General features: G+C 71.1%; 20 protein-coding genes and 1 tRNA gene. 16 read left to right on the plus strand and 5 right to left on the minus strand.

Annotation, left to right across the window (positions count from 1 at the left end; all coding sequences use genetic code 11):
• Positions 1–34: 34 nt before the first annotated feature.
• Positions 35–442 carry an NUDIX hydrolase gene (locus JK359_RS08420; protein ID WP_201833978.1) on the minus strand — a complete coding sequence of 136 codons (408 nt, stop codon included), beginning with the start codon at positions 440–442 and terminating at the stop codon, positions 35–37.
• 109 nt (positions 443–551) lie between these two features.
• Between JK359_RS08420 and JK359_RS08425 the strand changes: the two genes are divergently transcribed.
• From JK359_RS08425 to JK359_RS08470, 10 genes are all read left to right on the plus strand, one after another.
• Entirely contained in the window at positions 552–1,340 is a 789-nt protein-coding gene (locus JK359_RS08425) for a GntR family transcriptional regulator (RefSeq protein ID WP_028421051.1), read from the plus strand.
• A gap of 167 nt (positions 1,341–1,507) precedes the next feature.
• A complete protein-coding gene (locus JK359_RS08430; protein WP_201833524.1) occupies positions 1,508–1,864 on the plus strand; it encodes an SCO3933 family regulatory protein in 357 nt (118 codons plus the stop codon).
• Positions 1,864–3,240, plus strand: coding sequence for an FtsK/SpoIIIE domain-containing protein (locus JK359_RS08435; RefSeq protein WP_201833526.1), 1,377 nt, complete (start codon positions 1,864–1,866; stop codon positions 3,238–3,240). Before JK359_RS08430 ends, JK359_RS08435 begins: the two co-directional genes overlap by 1 nt.
• Before the next feature lie 34 nt (positions 3,241–3,274).
• Positions 3,275–3,895, plus strand: coding sequence for a DUF2637 domain-containing protein (locus tag JK359_RS08440; protein ID WP_201833528.1), 621 nt, complete (start codon positions 3,275–3,277; stop codon positions 3,893–3,895).
• Positions 3,896–3,906: 11 nt separating this feature from the next.
• Entirely contained in the window at positions 3,907–4,098 is a 192-nt protein-coding gene (locus JK359_RS08445) for a mobile element transfer protein (RefSeq protein WP_201833530.1), read from the plus strand.
• 16 nt (positions 4,099–4,114) lie between these two features.
• Positions 4,115–4,309 carry a hypothetical protein gene (locus tag JK359_RS08450; RefSeq protein WP_014673671.1) on the plus strand — a complete coding sequence of 65 codons (195 nt, stop codon included), beginning with the start codon at positions 4,115–4,117 and terminating at the stop codon, positions 4,307–4,309.
• Positions 4,310–4,334: 25 nt separating this feature from the next.
• Positions 4,335–4,580: a SpdD protein gene (locus JK359_RS08455; RefSeq protein ID WP_189294835.1), complete on the plus strand. Its 246-nt coding sequence runs from the start codon at positions 4,335–4,337 to the stop codon at positions 4,578–4,580.
• Positions 4,581–4,720: 140 nt separating this feature from the next.
• The gene (locus JK359_RS08460) at positions 4,721–6,022 is read left to right on the plus strand and encodes a replication initiator (protein WP_201833980.1); all 1,302 of its coding nucleotides are present in this window, start codon (positions 4,721–4,723) and stop codon (positions 6,020–6,022) included.
• Positions 6,015–6,227: a helix-turn-helix domain-containing protein gene (locus JK359_RS08465; protein WP_201833532.1), complete on the plus strand. Its 213-nt coding sequence runs from the start codon at positions 6,015–6,017 to the stop codon at positions 6,225–6,227. The genes JK359_RS08460 and JK359_RS08465 overlap by 8 nt, the downstream gene beginning before the upstream one ends.
• Positions 6,227–7,384 (plus strand): tyrosine-type recombinase/integrase, encoded by a 1,158-nt coding sequence (locus JK359_RS08470; RefSeq protein ID WP_201833534.1) that lies wholly within the window; start codon positions 6,227–6,229, stop codon positions 7,382–7,384. The genes JK359_RS08465 and JK359_RS08470 overlap by 1 nt, the downstream gene beginning before the upstream one ends.
• An 81-nt stretch (positions 7,385–7,465) precedes the next feature.
• Here JK359_RS08470 and JK359_RS08475 read toward each other — a convergent pair.
• Both JK359_RS08475 and JK359_RS08480 read right to left on the minus strand, forming a co-directional pair.
• Positions 7,466–7,538: transfer RNA gene (locus JK359_RS08475), tRNA-Arg, on the minus strand.
• A gap of 432 nt (positions 7,539–7,970) precedes the next feature.
• A complete protein-coding gene (locus tag JK359_RS08480; protein WP_201833536.1) occupies positions 7,971–9,302 on the minus strand; it encodes a M6 family metalloprotease domain-containing protein in 1,332 nt (443 codons plus the stop codon).
• 303 nt (positions 9,303–9,605) lie between these two features.
• Between JK359_RS08480 and JK359_RS08485 the strand changes: the two genes are divergently transcribed.
• The gene (locus tag JK359_RS08485) at positions 9,606–10,253 is read left to right on the plus strand and encodes a TetR/AcrR family transcriptional regulator (protein ID WP_201833538.1); all 648 of its coding nucleotides are present in this window, start codon (positions 9,606–9,608) and stop codon (positions 10,251–10,253) included.
• 235 nt (positions 10,254–10,488) lie between these two features.
• Positions 10,489–12,033, plus strand: a complete 1,545-nt coding sequence (locus JK359_RS08490; RefSeq protein ID WP_201833539.1) for an MFS transporter — start codon at positions 10,489–10,491, stop codon at positions 12,031–12,033.
• Positions 12,034–12,165: 132 nt separating this feature from the next.
• Here JK359_RS08490 and JK359_RS08495 read toward each other — a convergent pair whose 3' ends face one another.
• Positions 12,166–12,678 carry a MarR family winged helix-turn-helix transcriptional regulator gene (locus tag JK359_RS08495; RefSeq protein WP_201833541.1) on the minus strand — a complete coding sequence of 171 codons (513 nt, stop codon included), beginning with the start codon at positions 12,676–12,678 and terminating at the stop codon, positions 12,166–12,168.
• Positions 12,679–12,782: 104 nt separating this feature from the next.
• Here JK359_RS08495 and JK359_RS08500 point away from each other — a divergent pair, with 104 nt between their 5' ends.
• The 4 genes from JK359_RS08500 to JK359_RS08515 all read left to right on the plus strand — a co-directional run bounded on the left by JK359_RS08500 (position 12,783) and on the right by JK359_RS08515 (position 17,253).
• Positions 12,783–13,574 carry a dioxygenase family protein gene (locus tag JK359_RS08500; RefSeq protein ID WP_201833543.1) on the plus strand — a complete coding sequence of 264 codons (792 nt, stop codon included), beginning with the start codon at positions 12,783–12,785 and terminating at the stop codon, positions 13,572–13,574.
• A 450-nt stretch (positions 13,575–14,024) separates the two neighbouring features.
• Positions 14,025–15,023: a sigma-70 family RNA polymerase sigma factor gene (locus JK359_RS08505; protein ID WP_201833545.1), complete on the plus strand. Its 999-nt coding sequence runs from the start codon at positions 14,025–14,027 to the stop codon at positions 15,021–15,023.
• Positions 15,024–15,816: 793 nt separating this feature from the next.
• On the plus strand, positions 15,817–16,407 hold the full coding sequence (locus JK359_RS08510; protein WP_201833982.1) for a TetR/AcrR family transcriptional regulator: 591 nt from the start codon (positions 15,817–15,819) through the stop codon (positions 16,405–16,407).
• A 387-nt stretch (positions 16,408–16,794) separates the two neighbouring features.
• Complete coding sequence (locus JK359_RS08515; RefSeq protein WP_201833547.1) at positions 16,795–17,253, plus strand: VOC family protein; 459 nt, start codon at positions 16,795–16,797, stop codon at positions 17,251–17,253.
• Positions 17,254–17,419: 166 nt separating this feature from the next.
• Here JK359_RS08515 and JK359_RS08520 read toward each other — a convergent pair whose 3' ends face one another.
• On the minus strand, positions 17,420–18,400 hold the full coding sequence (locus JK359_RS08520; protein ID WP_201833550.1) for a helix-turn-helix transcriptional regulator: 981 nt from the start codon (positions 18,398–18,400) through the stop codon (positions 17,420–17,422).
• Positions 18,401–18,427: the final 27 nt, after the last annotated feature.

The following is an 18,427-nucleotide window of genomic DNA, read 5'->3' on the forward strand; positions in this document are numbered from 1 at the left end:
GTGCTGGTAGGCCGCCATGTGCAGCGGGTTCGGGCTAGACGAGTTTCACGCCGTCGTGGGCGCGGATGGCCGGCGGGGTCGTCGCGTCGAGTGCGTCCAGGACGCGGATCGCGTACGCCTCGTCGGCAAGCTCGGTGACCTCTTCGCGGGTGGCCCAGCGCAGTGCGCGGGTCTCGTCACCGGTGGTGGGCACACCGTTGGCGGCTTCACAGCGGAAGACCAGCGAGACGATCAGGCCCTTCATGTTCTTGTAGACGCCGGTCAGGATCGCCGGGAGGGCGATCTTGATTCCGGTCTCTTCGAGGACTTCGCGCTGGAGGGCTTCCGGGATGGTCTCCTCGCGTTCGAGGACGCCGCCCGGCGGCTCCCAGTGGCCGTTGTCCCGGCGCTGGATCAGGAGGGCCCGGCCTTGGTCGTCCACGACGACCCCGGCGACGCTCACGGAGTGCGGGCGTTCAGTGCTCACGTTCCTCGGCCCTCTCGGCTGGCTAGGCTCTCCACCGTAGCAACAACACTCGCCCACTCGTCTAGATACCTAAAGGAGTACTCACGTGAGCCCTCTCCCTTCGGGCCTCCTCGGTGATCTCGACCCCACGAGCGATCGTGCGGTCTTCCGGCAGATCGCCGACCAGCTGCGCGAGGCCATCGACCGTGGGCGATTCCGTGAGGGCGAGAAGCTGCCCTCCGAAGCCGACCTTGTCGACCACTTCGGCGTTTCCCGGATGACGGTCCGCAACGCCTTCTCCATCCTCCAAGGTGAAGGCCTGGTGCACGCCGAGCACGGCAGGGGAGTCTTCGTACGACCACGACCGCCCGTGCGGCGGCTCGCCTCGGACCGCTTCGCCCGGCGGCACAGGGAGCAGGGCAAGTCCGCGTTCATCGTGGAGGCCGACGCGGCCGGCAGTCACCCCCAGGTGGACAGCCTGGAGGTCAAGGAGGAGAAGGCCAGCCAGGACGTCTCCGCCCGGCTGGGATCAGTGCGGCGCGTGCTGGCTCGGCGGCGCCGGTACCTGCTCGACGGGCGGCCGGTGGAGTTCGCCACCTCCTACCTCCCGCTCGACATCGCCCGCGGGACCCCGATCGCGGAACCCAACCCCGGGCCCGGCGGCATCTACGCCCGCCTGGAAGAGCTGGGTCACCGCCTCGACCACTTCGAAGAAGAGATCCGCGCCCGGATGCCCTCGCCCGCCGAGGTGAAGACGCTCCGGCTGGCCGCCGGCGTGCCGGTCATCCACCTCATCCGGACGGCCTTCGACACCGAGGGTCGTGCCGTCGAGGTCTGCGACACGGTGATGGCGGCGGACGCGTACGTCCTGTCGTACCAGCTTCCTGCGACCTGATCGGCACGATTTGCGGTGGTGCGCGGGGACGCTTTTCCGAACTCGTACACCCCAACACGCTTACTCGTATAGACGAGTGGGCAAGTTGTGTGGCAAGGTGAGTACGCGATCCCGATCAAGGGATTCGCAGAACCCATCTTGTATAGACGAGTAGATAGGAGTGTGCCTTGCGCACCATCCGCGTGGAGACCTCCACAGCGACGATCCTCCTCACCGAGGCCCCCGAGCCGAAGGTCCGCGACCGGCAGACCGGCGAGATCGCCAAGGACGCCAACAGCGGTGAGGCGCTGATGACCATCGGCGTCGTCTACATCGAGGACGGCGAGTCCTCGCTGATCAAGGTCACCGTTCCGGAGGGCGGCATCTCCGAGGGGCTGACTCTCGGCGCGCCGGTCTCGCTGCCGGGCCTCGTCGCCCGGCCGTGGGAGTCCGTCTTCAACGGCCAGCAGCGCCACGGCATCGCCTACCGCGCTGCCGCCGTCACTCCGGCCGCCTTCCCGGCCGCGACCGGAGCCGCCGCCTGATGTCCGACCTGACGACGCTTCTGGAAGTGGGTGGTCCTGTCGCCGCACTCGGCGGCGGGGCCGCCTACGCCCGGGCCAAGCACCCGGCGGCCTACTGGTCAACGGTCGGTCTGCCGGTGTCCACGGTCCGGCTGCTCAGCTCGTACGGCTCGGTCATGGAGGCGTGCGGCCTGACCGTGGCGCCCTCCCGGCTGCGGGTGCTCGCCGTGAAGGCCATGACGCAGCGCGAGGTTCGCCCCGTACCGCCGCGTCGGGGCCTCATCCGGCCCACCACGACCGGGCTGCGGATACGCCTCCGCCTGGCGCCGGGCCAGGAACCCGCCGACGTCGCCGCCTCGGCCGAACGACTCCGGCACGCGTGGGGCGTTCACGCCGTGTACGTCACCACCGTCAAGCCGGGGGTCGTCGAGCTGCGGCTCGTGGGTTACGACGTCTTACGGCGGGTGCGTATGCCGCGCAAGATTGCGGGCGGTTTCCTTAAGGTGCCGGTCGCACTGCGAGAGGACGCTACGCCGTTCGTCCGCGACTACCGCACCATCCCCCACCAACTCACCCTCGGTGCCACGCTGTCCGGCAAGTCCATGTACCTGAGGCACCTCATCGCCGGACTCGCTCCTCAGCCGGTCGCCCTCGTCGGCATCGACTGCAAGCGGGGTGTCGAGCTGGCTCCCTTCGCCCCCCGGCTCTCCGCACTCGCGACCGACCCGGAACAGGCGGCCGAGCTGCTGCCCGTGCTGGTGAAGGAAATGGAGGACCGCTACGACCTGATCAAGGCCCGACAGGGCATCGCCCCCGGCACCCCGGACGAGGAAATCACCTCTGACATCTGGGGCCTGCCCGAGCACGAGAGCCCGGTGCCGGTAGTGCTGTTCGTGGACGAGGTGGCCGAACTCTTCATGGTCGCCACAAAGAAGGACGAGGAACGGCGCGACGAGATGGTCACCCAGCTCATCCGCCTCGCCCAGCTCGGCCGTGCCGCCGGCATCTACCTGGAAGTGTGCGGACAGCGCTTCGGCGCCGAACTCGGCAAGGGCGCCACCATGCTCCGAGCCCAGCTCACCGGCCGCGTTTGCCACCGCGTCAACGACGAAGCCTCCGCCAAGATGGCCCTGGGCGACATCGCCCCCGAAGCGGTCTCCGCCGCCTGCTCCATAGCCCCGGAACGGCCCGGTCTGGCCGTGGCGGGTGACACCTCCGGCGGCTGGTCCCGCATCCGCACGCCGTACCTCTCCCTCGGCGACGCTGCCGAGACCTGCCGCGAGTCGGCCCACCTGGTGCCCGACCTCCCCGCCCTGAAGCCCTTCCGGCCCGACGTGCCCGAGCATCCGGTCGAGAGCACGTCGCCGGTCGTCCTGCCGCATCCAGTCACCGACTGACCTTCCCCTGCCCGACTCCGGAAGGAGCCGCATCATGCGTGCCCACCTGGCCCGCGTCGACGCGGTGCTCGTCCAGGCATTCATCGCTGCCGCGCTGTCCTTCGCCCACCTCCATGACGTCGCCGTGGCCGCCGGACAGGACGGATGGAAGGCGTGGGCCTACCCGGTCTCTGTCGACCTGCTGCTGGTCGCCGCCTGGCGTCGACTGCGTTCCGGGCACGGCAAAGCGGCGGCCTGGTGCTGGTTCGTCATCGCGCTCGCCGCCTCCCTCGGTGCCAACGTCGCCACCGCCGGCCTCCTCGACCTCGGCAACGTCCCGGCCTGGCTGCGGATCCTCGTCGCGGGCTGGCCTGCAATCGCCTTCCTCGGCGGAACCCTCCTCGCTCACACCGCGCCCAAGACTGACCCCGAACCCGAGGTCATCAAGGACCAGGAGGAAGAGCCCGAAACCGCGCCCGAGCCACCTGCCCAACCGGCCATCGAGGCACCACCGCAACCCCCGCCCGTACCCGTCCCGTCCGCCCTGGTCGACCACGCCCGCAAGGTCGCCGCCGAGCACCACGCCCGCACCGGCGTCCCGATCGACACCCCTACGCTCCGCACCCGCCTGGGCGTCCCGGCCCCGATGGCCGAAGCCATCGCTGCCCACCTCTGAGAGGAGACCCCGTGTCCCCCAACCGCAGCTTCCGCAAAGTCACCCGCATCGGCCCCGTTCAGGTCGGCACCGCTTACGACAGCCGGGGCCGTGAGAAGCACACCGCGGCCTGCACCGCCCCGCGCTGCGGCTTCTCCGCCGACTACGACAGCCGCGCGGCCGCCGAACTGGCCGCCCGCACCCACCGCTGCCCCGTCCGCTGAAAGGACCCGGACAACCGTGACCGTCAGCCTGCCGCTCGTCGTCGTCCTCGGCTTCTTCGCCTGGGGAGCGATCAAGTTCCTCGGCGTCCGTACCTGGATCGTCGTCCTGATCGCCCTGTTCGGCTTCTGGCTCTCGCACACCTTCCTGGCTCCCGCCATCGAGTCCGGCACGCGCTCCGGCGTGAGCGTCATAAACGGCTCACATGCCTAGACGAGTAGATAAGGAGAGGCCTGCCGTGTTCCTGCCCAAGTACCCGGACAGCCCCACCCCGCCGCCCGCCCACACCCACGCGCCGACCGACCCGGCTCCCGTCCGACGCGGCCTCCCGTCGCTCCCCGTGGATCAGAAGACGGTCGCGACGGTGCTCGTCGCCGGCGTGGTCCTCACCGCGCTCCTGGCCGCCGTCGCCGTCACGGCCATATCCGTGGCCGTCGCCGCTGTCGTCGTGCGCTCCCTGCTCCGCGACCAGTACCGGCGCTGACAAGCCGAACCGCACCCGGGGCGGCCGCGACACGGCCAAGCATCCGGCCGCCCCGGGCCATCACTCCTGACCGATCCAGTCAGAAGGAGACCGCCATCTTCACCCGCGCCACCCCGCCCCCGCTCCCGGAACTCGCAAGGCTGGCCGAAGGCGGCACCCTGCCCGGTATCCTCCGGCAGCTCTCCGGGCTCGGCGGCTGCACCAACCCGATCCGCCTCGACGGCCACCGCACCGAGTACGACATCGACACCACCACCGGCGAGATTGGCCGCGTCCTCCACCACCTCGACTCGACCGCCCTCCCGGCCGGCCAGCTCCTCGTCCGCTGCAACAACCGCCGCGCTACCCGCTGCCCGGCCTGCGCCGAGGTCTACCGCCGCGACACCTTTCACCTCATCACCGCCGGACTGCGCGGCGGCAAGGGCACCCTGGAACACGTCGCCGCCCACCCCCGCGTCTTCGCCACCTTCACCGCCCCCGGCTTCGGCCCGGTCCACAACCGCCGCACCGACGGCCGCCCCTGCCGCTGCGGTACCCACCACGACCAGGACGACGACGCCCTCGGTACCCCGCTCGACCCGGACACCTACGACTACGAGGCGGCCGTCCTCTGGAACGCCCATGCCGGGCAGCTCTGGCGGCGCTTCTCCGTCTACCTGCGCCGGGAGGTGGCCAAGCGGGCGGGCCTGTCCCAGCGCCGGTTCCGCGAGCACGCGCGCGTGTCCTTCGCGAAGGTCGCCGAGTACCAGAAGCGAGGAGCCGTCCACTTCCACGCGGTCATCCGCCTCGACGGCTCCAGCGGCGGAGAAACCCCGCCCCCGCCATGGGCAACGGCCGAACTCCTCACCGACGCCATCGAGGCCGCCGCCGCCAAGGTCCACGTCGACGGCCCGGTCATCGACGGTCGCGCCCACACCTTCGCCTTCGGCCGCCAGCTCGACGTCCGCACCATCCGCTCCGCCGACTTCAACGACGGCCAGGAGCTGACCGAGCGGGCCGTGGCGGCGTACATCGCCAAGTACGCCACCAAGGGAGCCGAGACCGCGACGGGCGCCCTCGACCGCCCGCTGAAGTTCGCCGCCGAACTGGCCCAGCTCGGCATAAGCGAGCACGCCCGCCGCCTCATCCGAACCGCCTGGACGCTCGGCGCGCGCAAGGACCTGGAACACCTCCGCCTGCGCGCCTGGGCCCACATGCTCGGCTTCCGCGGCCACTTCTCCACCAAGTCCCGCCGCTACTCCACCACCCTCGGCGCCCTCCGCGACGCCCGCGCCCAATGGCGCCGAGCACAAGCCGCAGCAGCCAACGGCCCGGAGCCCGAGACGACGTACGTCCTCGCCCACTGGGTCTTCGCCGGCACCGGCCTGTCCGACGCCGAAGCCTGGCTTGCCGCATCCCTCGAACCTGCCCCTGGAACGGAAGGAGAACCCATCCATGGCTGACCGCTACCTGACCGTGGCGCAGGTGGCCGAACTCCTCGGCACGACGGAACGCTTCCCGCGTCGCCTGATCGCCGAGCGACGCATCGTGTTCGTCAAGGTTGGCCGTCACGTCCGCATTCCGGAGAGCGCGCTGAACGCCTTCATCGACGCCAACACGGTGCAGGCGATCGGCCATCGGCGCAGCTCCCTGGGGAGGGCTGCCTGATGGCCAACAAGAAGGGCAGGCGCCGGGACTTCGGTTCTGTCCGACAGCTTCCGTCCGGCCGCTGGCAGGTCCGCTACCGAGACCCGGATACGGGGCAACTGCGTCCCGCTGAGAAGACATACGCCACCAAGACCGACGCCCAGGTCGCCCTGACGCACATCGAGTCGGACATCGCGCGCGGGCAGTGGTCGGACCCGGACGCCGGGGCGGTGAACTTCGCCGAGTACGCCACCGCGTGGCTGCGGGACCGGAAGCTCGCCGACCGCACCCGCGAACGGAACGAGTCAGTGATGCGGCTGCACATCCTGCCCACCTTCGGCGCCGGAACGGTGGCCGACGTGACGACTGCCCGTGTGCGGAGCTGGCGCGGCAAGCTCCTGGCGGCTGGCGTGGGTGAGCCATCGGTCGTCAAGGCGTATCAGCTGCTGCGGGCCCTGATGAACACGGCCGTGGACGACGAGTTGATCCGACGCAACCCGTGCCGCATCAAGGGCGCGGACCGCTACGACGTGCCGGAGCGACCGGTCCTCACGGTCGCGGAGGTCTTCTCCGTCGCTGACTCCATCGCGCCGCGCTACCGGCTGCTCGTCCTCTTGGCGGCCTTCACCACTCTGCGGTTCGGAGAGCTGGCGGCCCTGCGGCGTCGCGACATCGACCTGGAGGGACTGACGGTCACCGTTCGCCGCGCGCAAGCCGAGCTGCAGGACGGTCGGCTCTTCGACAAGGCACCGAAGTCCGCGGCCGGGGTGCGCTCCGTCTCCTTCCCAGCCGAACTCCTCGACGAGGTGACGCGCCACCTGGAGCAGTTCGCCGCGCCTGGCCGTGACGGTCACGTCTTCGTCGGCCCCCAGGGCGGGCAACTGCGGCGGAGCAACTTCCGGGACGACTGGGTGAAGGCTCGGAAGGCTGCGGGTGTATCGGCCGAGCTGCATTTCCATGATCTGCGGCACACGGGCAACACGCTGGCCTCCACGGCCGGCGCCAGCACTCGGGAGCTGATGACCCGCATGGGCCACAGCAGCTCGCGCGCCGCCCTGATCTATCAGCACATGACCAGCGACCGGGACCGGGCCATCGCGGATCGGCTCGGGGCCATGATCCGGGGCGGTGGGGGAGCGGTCTCCGACTCGGCCGAGAGGGACCCTGCGGGCCCGTAGTGGCACGCGTGTGGCACGGTGCCTGATACGGCTAAGGGCCAGCCTGGGAGGGAAACCCTCCTGAGCTGGCCCTTCTGTCTGTGCCCCCGGCAGGATTCGAACCTGCGACACCCGCTTTAGGAGAGCGGTGCTCTATCCCCTGAGCTACGAAGGCATGGGTGGGCGTCCTGGTGGGCGCTCGGTCCACAGGGTACCGGATCAGGGCGTGGGCGGGGCGGGGTCCCGGGGTCAGGTCAGGGGGGTTCGGGTGAAGCGGGATGCGGTGTGCAGGTCGGTCTGGATGTCGTCGGCGGTCTTGCGCAAGGCGGGGAGCAGGTCATCGACGCACTCGGTCAGCGTGCGGCGGGCCGGGTGCGTGGAGATGTTCAGCGCGGCGATCGCCCTGCCCGTCCGGTCCCGTGGCGTTGTGCCCGGTTCGGGTGCGCGGAGGGTGGCCGGTGGCGTTGTGTCCGGTTCGGGGTGTGCGGAGGATGGCCGGTGGCGTTGTGCCCGGTTCGGGGTGTGTGGATGGTGGCCGGTGGCGTCGTGCGCGGTGCCCGGGCCAGGCGTGTGAGCGCTGCTCGCCGGTGTCGGCCTTCGGTTCCGTTCACGCCCGGGTGATCCGTATCCGGTAGTTCCCGTCGGGGTCCGTGTCCAGCACCTCGACCGTGATGCCGTGGCCCGGATCCTTGAAGCTCTCGCCCGTTGTGAAGGGGGCGTCCGAGAGTTCGGCGTGGACGTTGGGGCTGCGGGTGCAGCCGCCGCTGCCGCGGTGGCTGTCGTAGACGGTGACCGGTCCGCGGCCGGTGTCCACCATGGCGTCGACCTTGTAGATGAGGAGGCCCGGCCGGCACACCGCCTCGTCGTTGCCGCCCTGGGCCCGTACCTCCATGGCGTAGGTGCTGCGCCCGGTGACCGGGACCAGCAGCAGCTTGCCGCCGCCCTTCTTGTACAGCGGGGACAGGGTGTACTCGGCGCGGCCGGGTGCCGCCGCGCAGCCGACCTGGTTGCCGTCCAGCCAGCCCAGCTTCCACTTGTGCCAGCCCAGCAGGTCGTTGTTGGCCCCCCAGTCCTCGCTCATGATGTCCCAGTGCCCGACCGCGCCCCCGCCCTCCTGGGTATAGAGGTCGGGCAGGCCGAAGGTGTGGCCGTTCTCGTGCGGCAGCACCCGGTAGCCGGTCTGGGTGTAGGAGCCGGAGCCGTCGTCCTGCCGGGAGTAGACGAAGGACGCGTTGGATATGCGGATGCCGTCGGCGACGGGGGCGTCGTCGTTGCCGGCGAAGGTCACGGACAGCACGGTGTCGAGGGCGGAGGGGCCGGCGTTCGGGGTGACGAGCACGTTGAGCAGGTCGTAGTCGCGGAAGTCGACCGTCGGGTCGGCGGCGGCCACGAGGTCCTGCACCAGGCGCCGGTAGCCGGGGTCGAAGGGGGCACCGCGCTCTATGCCGTAGTCCCGGAACCGTTTCGGCATGCGCAGCCAGGAGGTGACCGGGGTCTCGGGGTGGTAGTCGAGACGGCCGTAGGACGCCGTGTGGAACCACTCCTGGGTCTGCGGGAAGAACTCGTGGAAGCGGTCCATGGCGCTGCCCTGGCCGGGCGCGTCGGGGAAGTCGACCATCAGGGTCAGGGCGTGGACCGTGCCCGTGGAGCGGGAGTAGCCGGCCGGGGTGGGCAGGCCCTCGGTCATCTGCACGTCGAGACCACTGTGCAGCAGGCACGGTACGAGGGCGGAGGAGCGGGCCAGGCCGATCGGCCCGGCGGCGGTGGGCGCCGGGGGGCGTCCGGTCCCGGCCGAGGTGCTGACCGCGAGGGTCAGAGCGGTCACGACGGCGAGGGAGGCCACCCGGCGCGGGCGTATGCGGCTGCGTGGGCGTACGCGGTGACGCGGACCGGTGCGGTGCCGTGGGCGAATGCGGTGGCGCGGCGGCTGCGGCTGCATGCAGGGACCCTTCGCTCCACGGCAGCCGCCGATCTCCGGCTGCACCCTTGCGATCACCCTGTGTGGATGGGGTGGCGGGCGCGCGCTGGAGGAGACCGATCGTGGGAATGAGGGTCCGCACGGGGGTGAATCCCGACCCAGGATGAGTGTGGCTCAGGTCACAGTGATTTCCCGGAAGGCGGGGAAATAACCGGGGACGCTTTCCCCGTTTAACCCAGCGTCCGAGTGAAACGGGGACCTGGTCCCCGGATCGTCACCCTCAAGCCTCTTACCTCGTCGTCCCAACTCATCAAGGAGTCCACCGTGTCGGCCACCACCGCCCCCGCCGTGCGCAAGGCGCCCCGGCCCCGCGCCGATGCCCTGCGCAACAGGGAGCGGATCGTCACCGCCGCCCGCGAGATGTTCGTCGAGCACGGGCCGGACGTGCCGCTCGACGAGATCGCCCGCCGGGCCGGCGTCGGCAACGCCACGGTGTACCGCAACTTTCCCGACCGGGACGCCCTCGTCCGCGAGGTCGTGTGCTCCGTGATGGACCGCACGGCCGAGGCGGCCGAGCTGGCCCTCGCCGAGACCGGGGACGCCTTCGCCGCCCTGGAGCGCTTCGTGCACGCCGCCGCCGACGAGCGGATCAGCGCGCTGTGCCCCATGGTGTCGAGCACCTTCGACCAGCACCACCCCGACCTGGAAGCCTCCCACGGCCGCATCGAGCGGCTGGTCGAGGAGATCATGGGGCGGGCCGAGGCGGCCGGCCAGCTCCGGCCGGACGTCGGTGTGGGCGATGTGCTGATCGTCGTGGCGCAGCTGAGCCGGCCCCCGGCCGGCACGGACTGTGTCCTCGGCGACCGGTTCGTCCACCGTCATCTGCAGCTGTTCCTCGACGGCCTGCGGGCCCCCGCCCGCTCCGCCCTGCCGGGCCGGGCCGTGAACATCAAGGAGCTGCGCACCTCCTGAACGATCACCTCCGGCGGACGAGTACCTGACCGGTCGCCCCCGGCCGATGAGTTCGGCTCCCGTCTCCAGTCCTTCACCTGGCGAGCCCGTCAAGTAGCGCGGGTTGCAGGGCCGTTCTTTCCCTCTTTGCTGCGTTTTTTCGCTCTTTTCCACCACACAGTCTTTTCCGTCACCCCGTCACCCCGTCACCCCGTCTTCCGTCCCGAAGTCCTGAAGTCCCGAAGTGGGTATCTCCATGTCCGAAACAGCCCGCAAGGCTCCCGGCGCCGTCGCCCCGGCCGGCGACGCCAACCGCTGGAAAGCGCTCGTCTTCATCGCGCTCGCCCAGCTGATGGTCGTCCTGGACGCCACCATCGTGAACATCGCCCTGCCCTCCGCCCAGACCGACCTCGGCATATCCGACGGCAACCGGCAGTGGGTCGTCACGGCCTACGCCCTCGCCTTCGGTGGTCTGCTCCTGTTCGGCGGCCGCATCGCGGACCTGTGGGGCCGTAAGCGTGCGTTCGTCCTCGGCCTGGCCGGCTTCGCCGCGGCCTCCGCGCTCGGTGGTGCCGCCACCTCCGGCCCGATTATGTTCGGCGCCCGTGCCCTCCAGGGCGTCTTCGGCGCCCTGCTCGCCCCGGCCGCGCTGTCCCTGCTCGCGGTGATGTTCACCGACGCCAAGGAGCGTGCCAAGGCGTTCGGCATCTACGGCGCCATCGCGGGCGGCGGCGGTGCCGTCGGCCTGATCCTCGGCGGTTTCCTCACCGAGTACCTGGACTGGCGCTGGACCTTCTTCGTGAACATCCCGTTCGCCGTCGTCGCCGCGCTCGGTGCCTACTTCGTCGTCCGTGAGCCGGAGGGCGGTCGCAACCGCTCCCCGCTCGACATCCCCGGCGTGATCCTCTCCACCCTGGGCCTGGTCGCCCTCGTCTACGGCTTCACCCGTGCCGAGTCCGACGGCTGGAGCGACGCCGTCACGGTGTCGATGTTCGTGGCGTCGGTGGTGCTGCTGCTGGCCTTCGTGGTCGTCGAGTCCCGGGTCAGGACGCCGCTGCTGCCGCTGCGCGTGGTGACCGACCGCAACCGCGGTGGCATCTACCTCTCCCTCGGCCTCGCGATCATCGGCATGTTCGGTCTGTTCCTCTTCCTGACCTACTACCTCCAGGTCGTGAAGGGGTACTCCCCGGTCAAGACCGGCTTCGCGTTCCTCCCGATGATCGCGGGCATGATCACCGGCTCCACCCAGATCGGCACCCGGCTGATGACCCGGGTCCCGGCCCGGCTGCTGATGGGCCCCGGCTTCCTGGTCGCCGGCCTCGGCATGCTGCTGCTGACCCAGCTGGCGGTCGACTCCTCGTACACCGCCCTGCTGCTGCCGGCGATGCTGCTGCTCGGCCTCGGCATGGGTACGGCGTTCATGCCGGCCATGTCCCTGGCCACCATGGGCGTCGAGCCGCGGGACGCCGGTGTCGCCTCCGCGATGGTCAACACCTCGCAGCAGGTGGGCGGCGCGATCGGCACCGCCCTGCTGAACACGATCGCCTCCTCGGCGACGACGTCCTACGTCCGGGACCACATCGCCCGTGCCACCGCCAAGCCGCAGCAGAAGCTCGTCCAGCTGCAGGGCCTGGTGCACGGCTACACCGCGGCTATCTGGTTCGCCGTCGGCATCCTGGGCCTCGCCTCCCTGATCGCGTTCACCTTCGTCAACGCCGGCCGTCCCGGTTCCACCACGGTGGCCTCGGGTGCGGGCGAGGGCGTCGAGGACGAGCTGCCGGTGCCGGTGGTGGCCCACTGAGTCCGGCGGCACATCGAGTCCGGCGGTCCGCTGAGTTCGGCGGTGCATCGAGTCCGGCGGGGCCACCGAGTCCGGCGGTCCGCTGAGTTCGGCGGGGCCACTTCGTCCGGCGGCTCCGCTGGCCTCGGGCCGTCAGCGGAGCCAGGGCAGGTCCGCGCCCGCCTCGTCGGGCTGGAGGCCCTCGGCGACGATCTCCATGATCTCGCCGAGGGCCTTCTGCTGTTCCGGGCTCAGCCGCTCGAACAGGGCCTGCCGTACGGCGGTCACATGGCCGGGCGCGGTGCGCCGCAGCACCTCGTGGCCCTCGTCGGTGAGCACCGCGAACTGGCCGCGCTTGTCGGAGGGGCAGTCCTCCCGGCGCACCCAGCCGTTCTTCTCCAGCCGGGCGATCGCGTGCGAGAGCCGGGAGCGGGTGATCTTCGCCTGCATCGCCAGCTCGGTCATCCGCAGCCGGCGGCGCGGTGCCTCGGCGAGGCCGACGAGCAGGCCGTAGTAGATGTGCGGCATGCCCGCGTCGCGCTGCAGCTGCCGGTCGAGGTGGTCCTCCAGGAGGGTGGTGGCGTGCAGGTAGGCGCGCCAGACGCGCTGTTCCTCGTCCGTGAGCCAGCGGTGCTGTGCGGCGGCGGGGTCCGGTGCCGTGTTCATGCTCCCACTGTACGAGGCAGCTCCTTGAAACTTGAACAAGTCGGGCGTACAGTTCCCCTTGAACTTGAGAGTTAAAGCATCTGGAGACGCAGGGAGCCGCCGCGATGTCCGCCACCGCCCAGGAACGCATGCCCGCCCTGTACCTCAGTCACGGCGCCCCGCCGCTCGCCGACGACCCGGTCTGGCCCGGCCAGCTCGCCGCCTGGTCCGCCACCCTGCCCCGCCCCGAGGCGATCCTCATGGTCTCCGCCCACTGGGAGGAGGCCCCGCTCGCCCTCGGCGCGGTGGAGACCGTCCCCCTCGTGTACGACTTCTGGGGCTTCCCCGAGCACTACTACCGGGTGCGGTACGCAGCCCCCGGGGCACCCGCGCTCGCCGAATCCGTCCGCAAGCTGCTGCGCGCCCCCGGCACCCCCGTCCAGGACATCCCCGGCCGCGGCCTGGACCACGGCGCCTACGTCCCCCTCGTCGAGATGTTCCCGGCGGCCGACATCCCCGTCCTCCAGGTCTCCCTGCCCACCCTCGACCCGGTCCGCCTGATGGACATCGGCCGCAAGCTCGCCCCGCTGCGCGACGAGGGCGTGCTGATCGTCGGCTCCGGCTTCTTCACCCACAACCTCGCCGCCCTGCGCCACACCGGCCCCGGCGTGCCGAGCTGGTCGGCCGAGTTCGACGACTGGGGCCGGCGGGCCCTCGAAGCCCGCGACTGGGACGCCCTGCTCGACTTCCTGGCCAAGGCTCCGGCCGGCCGTTACGCCCACCCGCGCACCGAACACTTCGCCCCGCTCTTCGTCACCATGGGTGCGGCCGAGGCGGGCGGTGAACTGGATGCGCAGCGGTCCGTGATCGACGGGTTCTGGATGGGCATGGCGAAAAGGTCGGTGCAGTTCGGCTGAGCCTCCCCGGCACGCCGGCTCCGGCCGGCCTGGCGCACCCCGGATTTCGCCGGGACTCCCGCTCCCTGGCAACCATTGGCCGGTGCCGCCCGTCTTCCGGGTGGGAGAGCAGTCGAGGACGCTGCTCCTCCGGGGTGAAGGTCGCGCTGTCGACGGTGATGGCCGTCTCGCGAACGCAGTGGCGGGAGATCGCCGCGAGGGCGTCGAGGTCCCCTCGGCCCACGGCCTGACCTGCGCCTCAGTACGTTCCGGCGGTTTCACGCCATGTTGCGGGGCCGACAGGGTACTGCATGATCAGAAAAATCGGGGGGCGGGTTGGGAATTCTGTCCGGTTTCCAGTCGTTGTTCCCCACGGATGCAGGGCACTCGGAGAGAGTCCCCGAGACAGTCATCTCAGTGCCCGGCGTTCACCAGGACCACCCGCCAGCCCACCAACGCAAGGGAGCACGCATGGCAACCCGTGCCGTCGCCCGTCGTCAGTCCGCCACCGGCGAGACGGCCGACTCGGCAAGCAGTGTTCGCGCTCATGGCGGCGAGATCGCAGACCGCGACCTGGTCGGCATGTACCTCGACGAGATCGCGCGTACGCCACTGCTCGACGCCGCCAAGGAGGTCGAGCTGTCCCAGACCATCGAGGCGGGTGTCTTCGCGAGGCAGGTGCTCGACGGCGAGGAGGAGTCCGCGTCGGACGCCTCCCGCGAGGAGCTGGAGGCCTTGGTCGCTGCCGGTGAGCGCGCCAAGGACGTCTTCATCCGCTCCAACCTCCGCCTGGTCGTCGCCGTCGCCCGGCGCTACCCGCGCAGCGGCCTGCCCCTCCTCGACCTGATCCAGGAGGGCAACGCCGGCCTGGTGCGCGCCGTCGAGAAGTTCGACTACCGCAAGGGCTTCAAGTTCTCGACGTACGCCACTTGGTGGATCCGTCAGGCCATCACCCGCTCCATCGCCGACCAGTCCCGCACCATTCGGCTCCCCGTCCACCTGGTGGAGGAGCTGGGCCGCATCCGCCGTATCCAGCGCGAGTTCAACCGCGAGAACGGCCGCGACCCGGAGCCGGCCGAGATCGCCGCGGAGCTGGGTTCGACACCGGAGCGCGTCACCGACGTCCTCGACTGGGCCCGCGACCCGGTCTCGCTGAACATGTCGGTGGACGACGAGGGCGAGACCCAGTTCGGCGACCTGCTGGAGGACACCTCCGCGGTCTCGCCCGAGCAGTCGGTCCTCACCCTGCTCCGCAGCGAGGAGCTGGACGACCTGATCGGCCGCCTGGACCAGCGCACGGCCTCCATCATCAAGATGCGGTACGGCATCGAGGACGGCCGCGAGCGCACCCTGACCGAGGTCGGCAAGGAGCACGGCCTGACCCGCGAGCGCATCCGCCAGATCGAGAAGCACGCCCTCCTCGAACTGAAGAAGCTGGCCCGCAGCACCGGCTTCGACGCGGCGGCGTAACGGGTGCACCAGGGCGCCGTGCTTGGGGTACGCGGTGCCGTGACGGACGTACCGGGTGCACCAGGGTGCCGTGCTTGGTGTACGCGGTGCCATGACGGACGCACCGGGGCTGCCGTAACGGGCGTACGGCGGGGTGGCGCGCGAGGCGTGGGGAGCCTTGCACGGTGCGCACGCCGGGTGGCGAAAGACGGCGCAAACATGGCGTAGTCCCGTCGCTTCAACCGGAGGGCCCGCGGGAACAACCCTTCCGAGCCCAGGAACAGCAGCCCCGGGTACCGCACTCCCCACCCGCATCCGCCCGCACAGCACCCCGGCCGACCTCGGCCGACCCCCACGCAAGCCACGTCCCGCCGCAATCCCCCCCCCCGGCGCCGGGACGTTCCCCGAGCCGGGCTTCGGCGCCCACCCCCCCCGGGCGCCGGAGCCCGGCTCTTGCGTGTGCGCAGGCAGGTGGCCTGGTGTGCGCGGGCGGACCGGCCGACGGACGCAGGCAGCGGGGTCGCCGCCGTGTGCAGGCCGACGGCTCGTGTGCGCAGCCGGACGGACCTCGGGCGCGCAGGCGGACGGGTCTCGGGCGCGCAGCCCGGAGCGTGGAGAGCGGGTGCGCGGCAGGCGGACCATGCTGGAGCGGCGGCCCACCCCGTACCTGAACCCCGGGGTGGACCGCCGGATGGCAGATTCTGCCACACGGGCATAGCCTGCCGGGATGAGCACCGCCCGCAACGCCGCCCACCAGCCGTTTTCCGCCTCCGCGCAGCCCAGCCTCACGGAACGCCGGAAGGCCGAGACCCGGATGGAGATCGCGCGGGCGGCGGCAGCGCTCTTCGTCCAGCAGGGCCTGCGGGCGACCCGCGCCGAGGACATCGCCCAGGCGGCCGGCATCGCGCCGCGCACGTTCTACCGCTATTTCGCCACCAAGGAGGAGTCGGTGGCCCCCCTCTACGCGGCCGGTGCCCAGCGCTGGGCGGAGGCGGTCCGCGCGGCCCCGGCCCACCTCACCGCCCCGGAGGCACTGGAGCACGCCGTCCGCCACACCCTCACCCCGGGAGCCGCCGTCTCCGCCGCCTCCTGGGAATGGGTCCGCACCCTGATCCGTCTGGCCGACACCAGCACGGCTCTGCGCAAGGTCTGGGCGGAGGTGTGCCAGGCGTCGGAGGGGGCGCTGGCGGAGATCCTGGCGGCGCGCAGGCCCGCAACGGCCGGCGAGGCGCCGGTTCCCCCCGGTCTCCGGTTCGCCGCCGCGGTGGCCGGCGCCGCCGTCCGGGTGGCCGTGGAGACCTGGGCCGCTACCGAGGCCCCGCCGACGGGACCGGACGGACCGGCGGCCCTGGCACTGCGTCATCTCGCGGCGCTGCGGGGGTTCACGTGGGGGGAGGAGGGCTAAACCTGTCCGGCGGATCCTGTGATCACCGTGGCCTCTGGTCGTCGGCATGGCCATGGGGCGGGGACATTCGACTGACACGGGGCGGGGCCAGTCGAGCCGGCCGCATCACCGGCCGCCACCCGCGCGCCACCCGCACGTTCGGCCCGACCACCTCGGTGGCGACAAGGCGTACGCTTCCCGCCGCAACCGCCGCAACCGCCGCAACCGCCGCAACCGCCGCAACCGCCGCAACCTGCGCCGCCGCCGGATCGAGCAGCCCACCATCCCCCGCCTGTGGCTTCGAACAGCGGTCCGTTCGGCCTCCTGGTGATCAGCCGTTGACCTGAAGTTTGGTTGAGGTCCTACCTTCATGGTCATCGGCAGCAGTCAACCGAGGAGGCACCCGGCATGGCCACGACCACCGTTCCCGAGACCTACCGCAACGCCGTGATCGCCCACATCATGATCGACGGCGCCGCGGCCGCGATCGACTTCTACGTCAAGGCCTTCGGTGCCAAAGAGCTGTTCCGCATCGACGGCCCGGACGGACGCGTCCTGCACGCCGAGGTCAGCGTGCAGGGGGCCACCATCATGCTCGGCGACGCCGAAGCACCCCTCTTCAGCGCACCGACCACCATCGGCGGCACCACCGTGGGTCTGCACGTCTTCGTCGATGACGTCGATGCTCTCGCGGACCGGGCCGTCGCGGCCGGTGCCGAACTGCTGCAGCCACCGGCCGACCAGTTCCACGGCGATCGCACGTCCATCCTGCGGGACCCCTACGGGCACGTCTGGGTCTTCCTCACTCATCTGGAAGATCTGACGTCGGACGAGGTGGCTCGCCGAGCCCAAGAACTCCTGCACTGAACATGATCCGCCGGACTGTCCCTGGGCCGCCTCATCGAGCCGCCTCATCGGGCCTTGCCTCTCAGGCCGCCTCATCGGGCCCAGCGATCGGGGCCGTGGGGGCCGTCGGGGCCGTGGGGGCCATGGGGCCGCATTGATCGGCCTGGCGCGACGCGGTGGCGGAACGCTAGCCGAGACGGCCCTCGCCGCCCCCGGCCCGTGCCAGCCGGCCGCCCAACTCGCGGACGAATTCCGCCAGTTCCGCGGGCTTCCGGACCTCGAACTCACACCCCGCCATGGCCAGCCGCACCGTCAGCCACTCCATGGGGCCACCGGTGGTGCCCCGCAGGACACAGGCGTCCGTGCCGTCGGCCTCGGGGGTTCCGAGCCATCCCGGCACGCGTGCGGCAACCTGGCCCGCCGGTGCGGCGAACCGCACCTCGAAGGCGTAGGTGTCCTGGCGCCGGTGGATGGACTGCCGTAGGTACTCGGCGGCGCTGCCGGTCGGCAACTCCCGGGGGGTGAAACGGACTCCGGTCGCGTGCGGCTCGCTCACACGGTCCACCCGGAAGGTGCGCCAGTCCGTCCGGTCGAGGTCGTAGGCGACCAGGTACCAGCGCTGCCCGGTCGACACCAGCCGGTGCGGTTCCGTGAGCCGGCGGGACGCGCTGCCGTCCTTGTCGCGGTAGGCGAACCGCAGCCGCTCGTGTCCCGCGACCGTCGACGCCATCACGGTCAGCGTCTCGGGGGCGATGCTCGGTCCGTCACCACTGGTCAGCGGCGTGGTCGCGGCCTGCAGCGTGGACACGCGGTGGCGCAGCCGGGACGGCAGCACCTGCTCCAGCTTGGCCAGGGCCCGTACGGACGCCTCGTCCACGCCCTCCAGGGCGTGCCCGGCGCCGGCCCGCAGGCCCACCGCGATGGCCACCGCCTCCTCGTCGTCCAGCACCAGCGGCGGCATCGCCTTGCCCGCGACCAGCCGGTACCCGCCGTCGGACCCCTTGGTGGCCTGCACCGGGTAGCCCAGCTCGCGCAGCCGGTCGATGTCCCGGCGCACGGTGCGGCGGGACACCCGAAGCCGCTCGGCCAGCTCGCCGCCGGGCCACTCGCGGGGCGTCTGGAGGAGGGAGAGGAGCTGCAGCAGCCGTGCCGGAGTGTCGGTCGTCATAGAGAGGAGGATGCCGCAGAAGTAGGA

This window comes from Streptomyces actinomycinicus (assembly GCF_016741775.1).
Taxonomy (GTDB): Bacteria; Actinomycetota; Actinomycetes; order Streptomycetales; family Streptomycetaceae; genus Streptomyces; species Streptomyces actinomycinicus.

Excerpts from the sequence above, each read along its gene's own strand:
- JK359_RS08435 (WP_201833526.1), top strand. The coding sequence starts at position 1,864 with ATGTCCGACCTGACGACGCTTCTGGAAGTGGGTGGTCCTGTCGCCGCA.
- JK359_RS08440 (WP_201833528.1), top strand. The coding sequence starts at position 3,275 with ATGCGTGCCCACCTGGCCCGCGTCGACGCGGTGCTCGTCCAGGCATTC.
- JK359_RS08465 (WP_201833532.1), top strand. The coding sequence starts at position 6,015 with ATGGCTGACCGCTACCTGACCGTGGCGCAGGTGGCCGAACTCCTCGGC.
- JK359_RS08470 (WP_201833534.1), top strand. The coding sequence starts at position 6,227 with ATGGCCAACAAGAAGGGCAGGCGCCGGGACTTCGGTTCTGTCCGACAG.
- JK359_RS08480 (WP_201833536.1), bottom strand. The coding sequence starts at position 9,302 with ATGCAGCCGCAGCCGCCGCGCCACCGCATTCGCCCACGGCACCGCACC.
- JK359_RS08490 (WP_201833539.1), top strand. The coding sequence starts at position 10,489 with ATGTCCGAAACAGCCCGCAAGGCTCCCGGCGCCGTCGCCCCGGCCGGC.
- JK359_RS08495 (WP_201833541.1), bottom strand. The coding sequence starts at position 12,678 with ATGAACACGGCACCGGACCCCGCCGCCGCACAGCACCGCTGGCTCACG.
- JK359_RS08500 (WP_201833543.1), top strand. The coding sequence starts at position 12,783 with ATGTCCGCCACCGCCCAGGAACGCATGCCCGCCCTGTACCTCAGTCAC.
- JK359_RS08505 (WP_201833545.1), top strand. The coding sequence starts at position 14,025 with ATGGCAACCCGTGCCGTCGCCCGTCGTCAGTCCGCCACCGGCGAGACG.
- JK359_RS08510 (WP_201833982.1), top strand. The coding sequence starts at position 15,817 with ATGGAGATCGCGCGGGCGGCGGCAGCGCTCTTCGTCCAGCAGGGCCTG.
- JK359_RS08515 (WP_201833547.1), top strand. The coding sequence starts at position 16,795 with ATGGCCACGACCACCGTTCCCGAGACCTACCGCAACGCCGTGATCGCC.
- JK359_RS08520 (WP_201833550.1), bottom strand. The coding sequence starts at position 18,400 with ATGACGACCGACACTCCGGCACGGCTGCTGCAGCTCCTCTCCCTCCTC.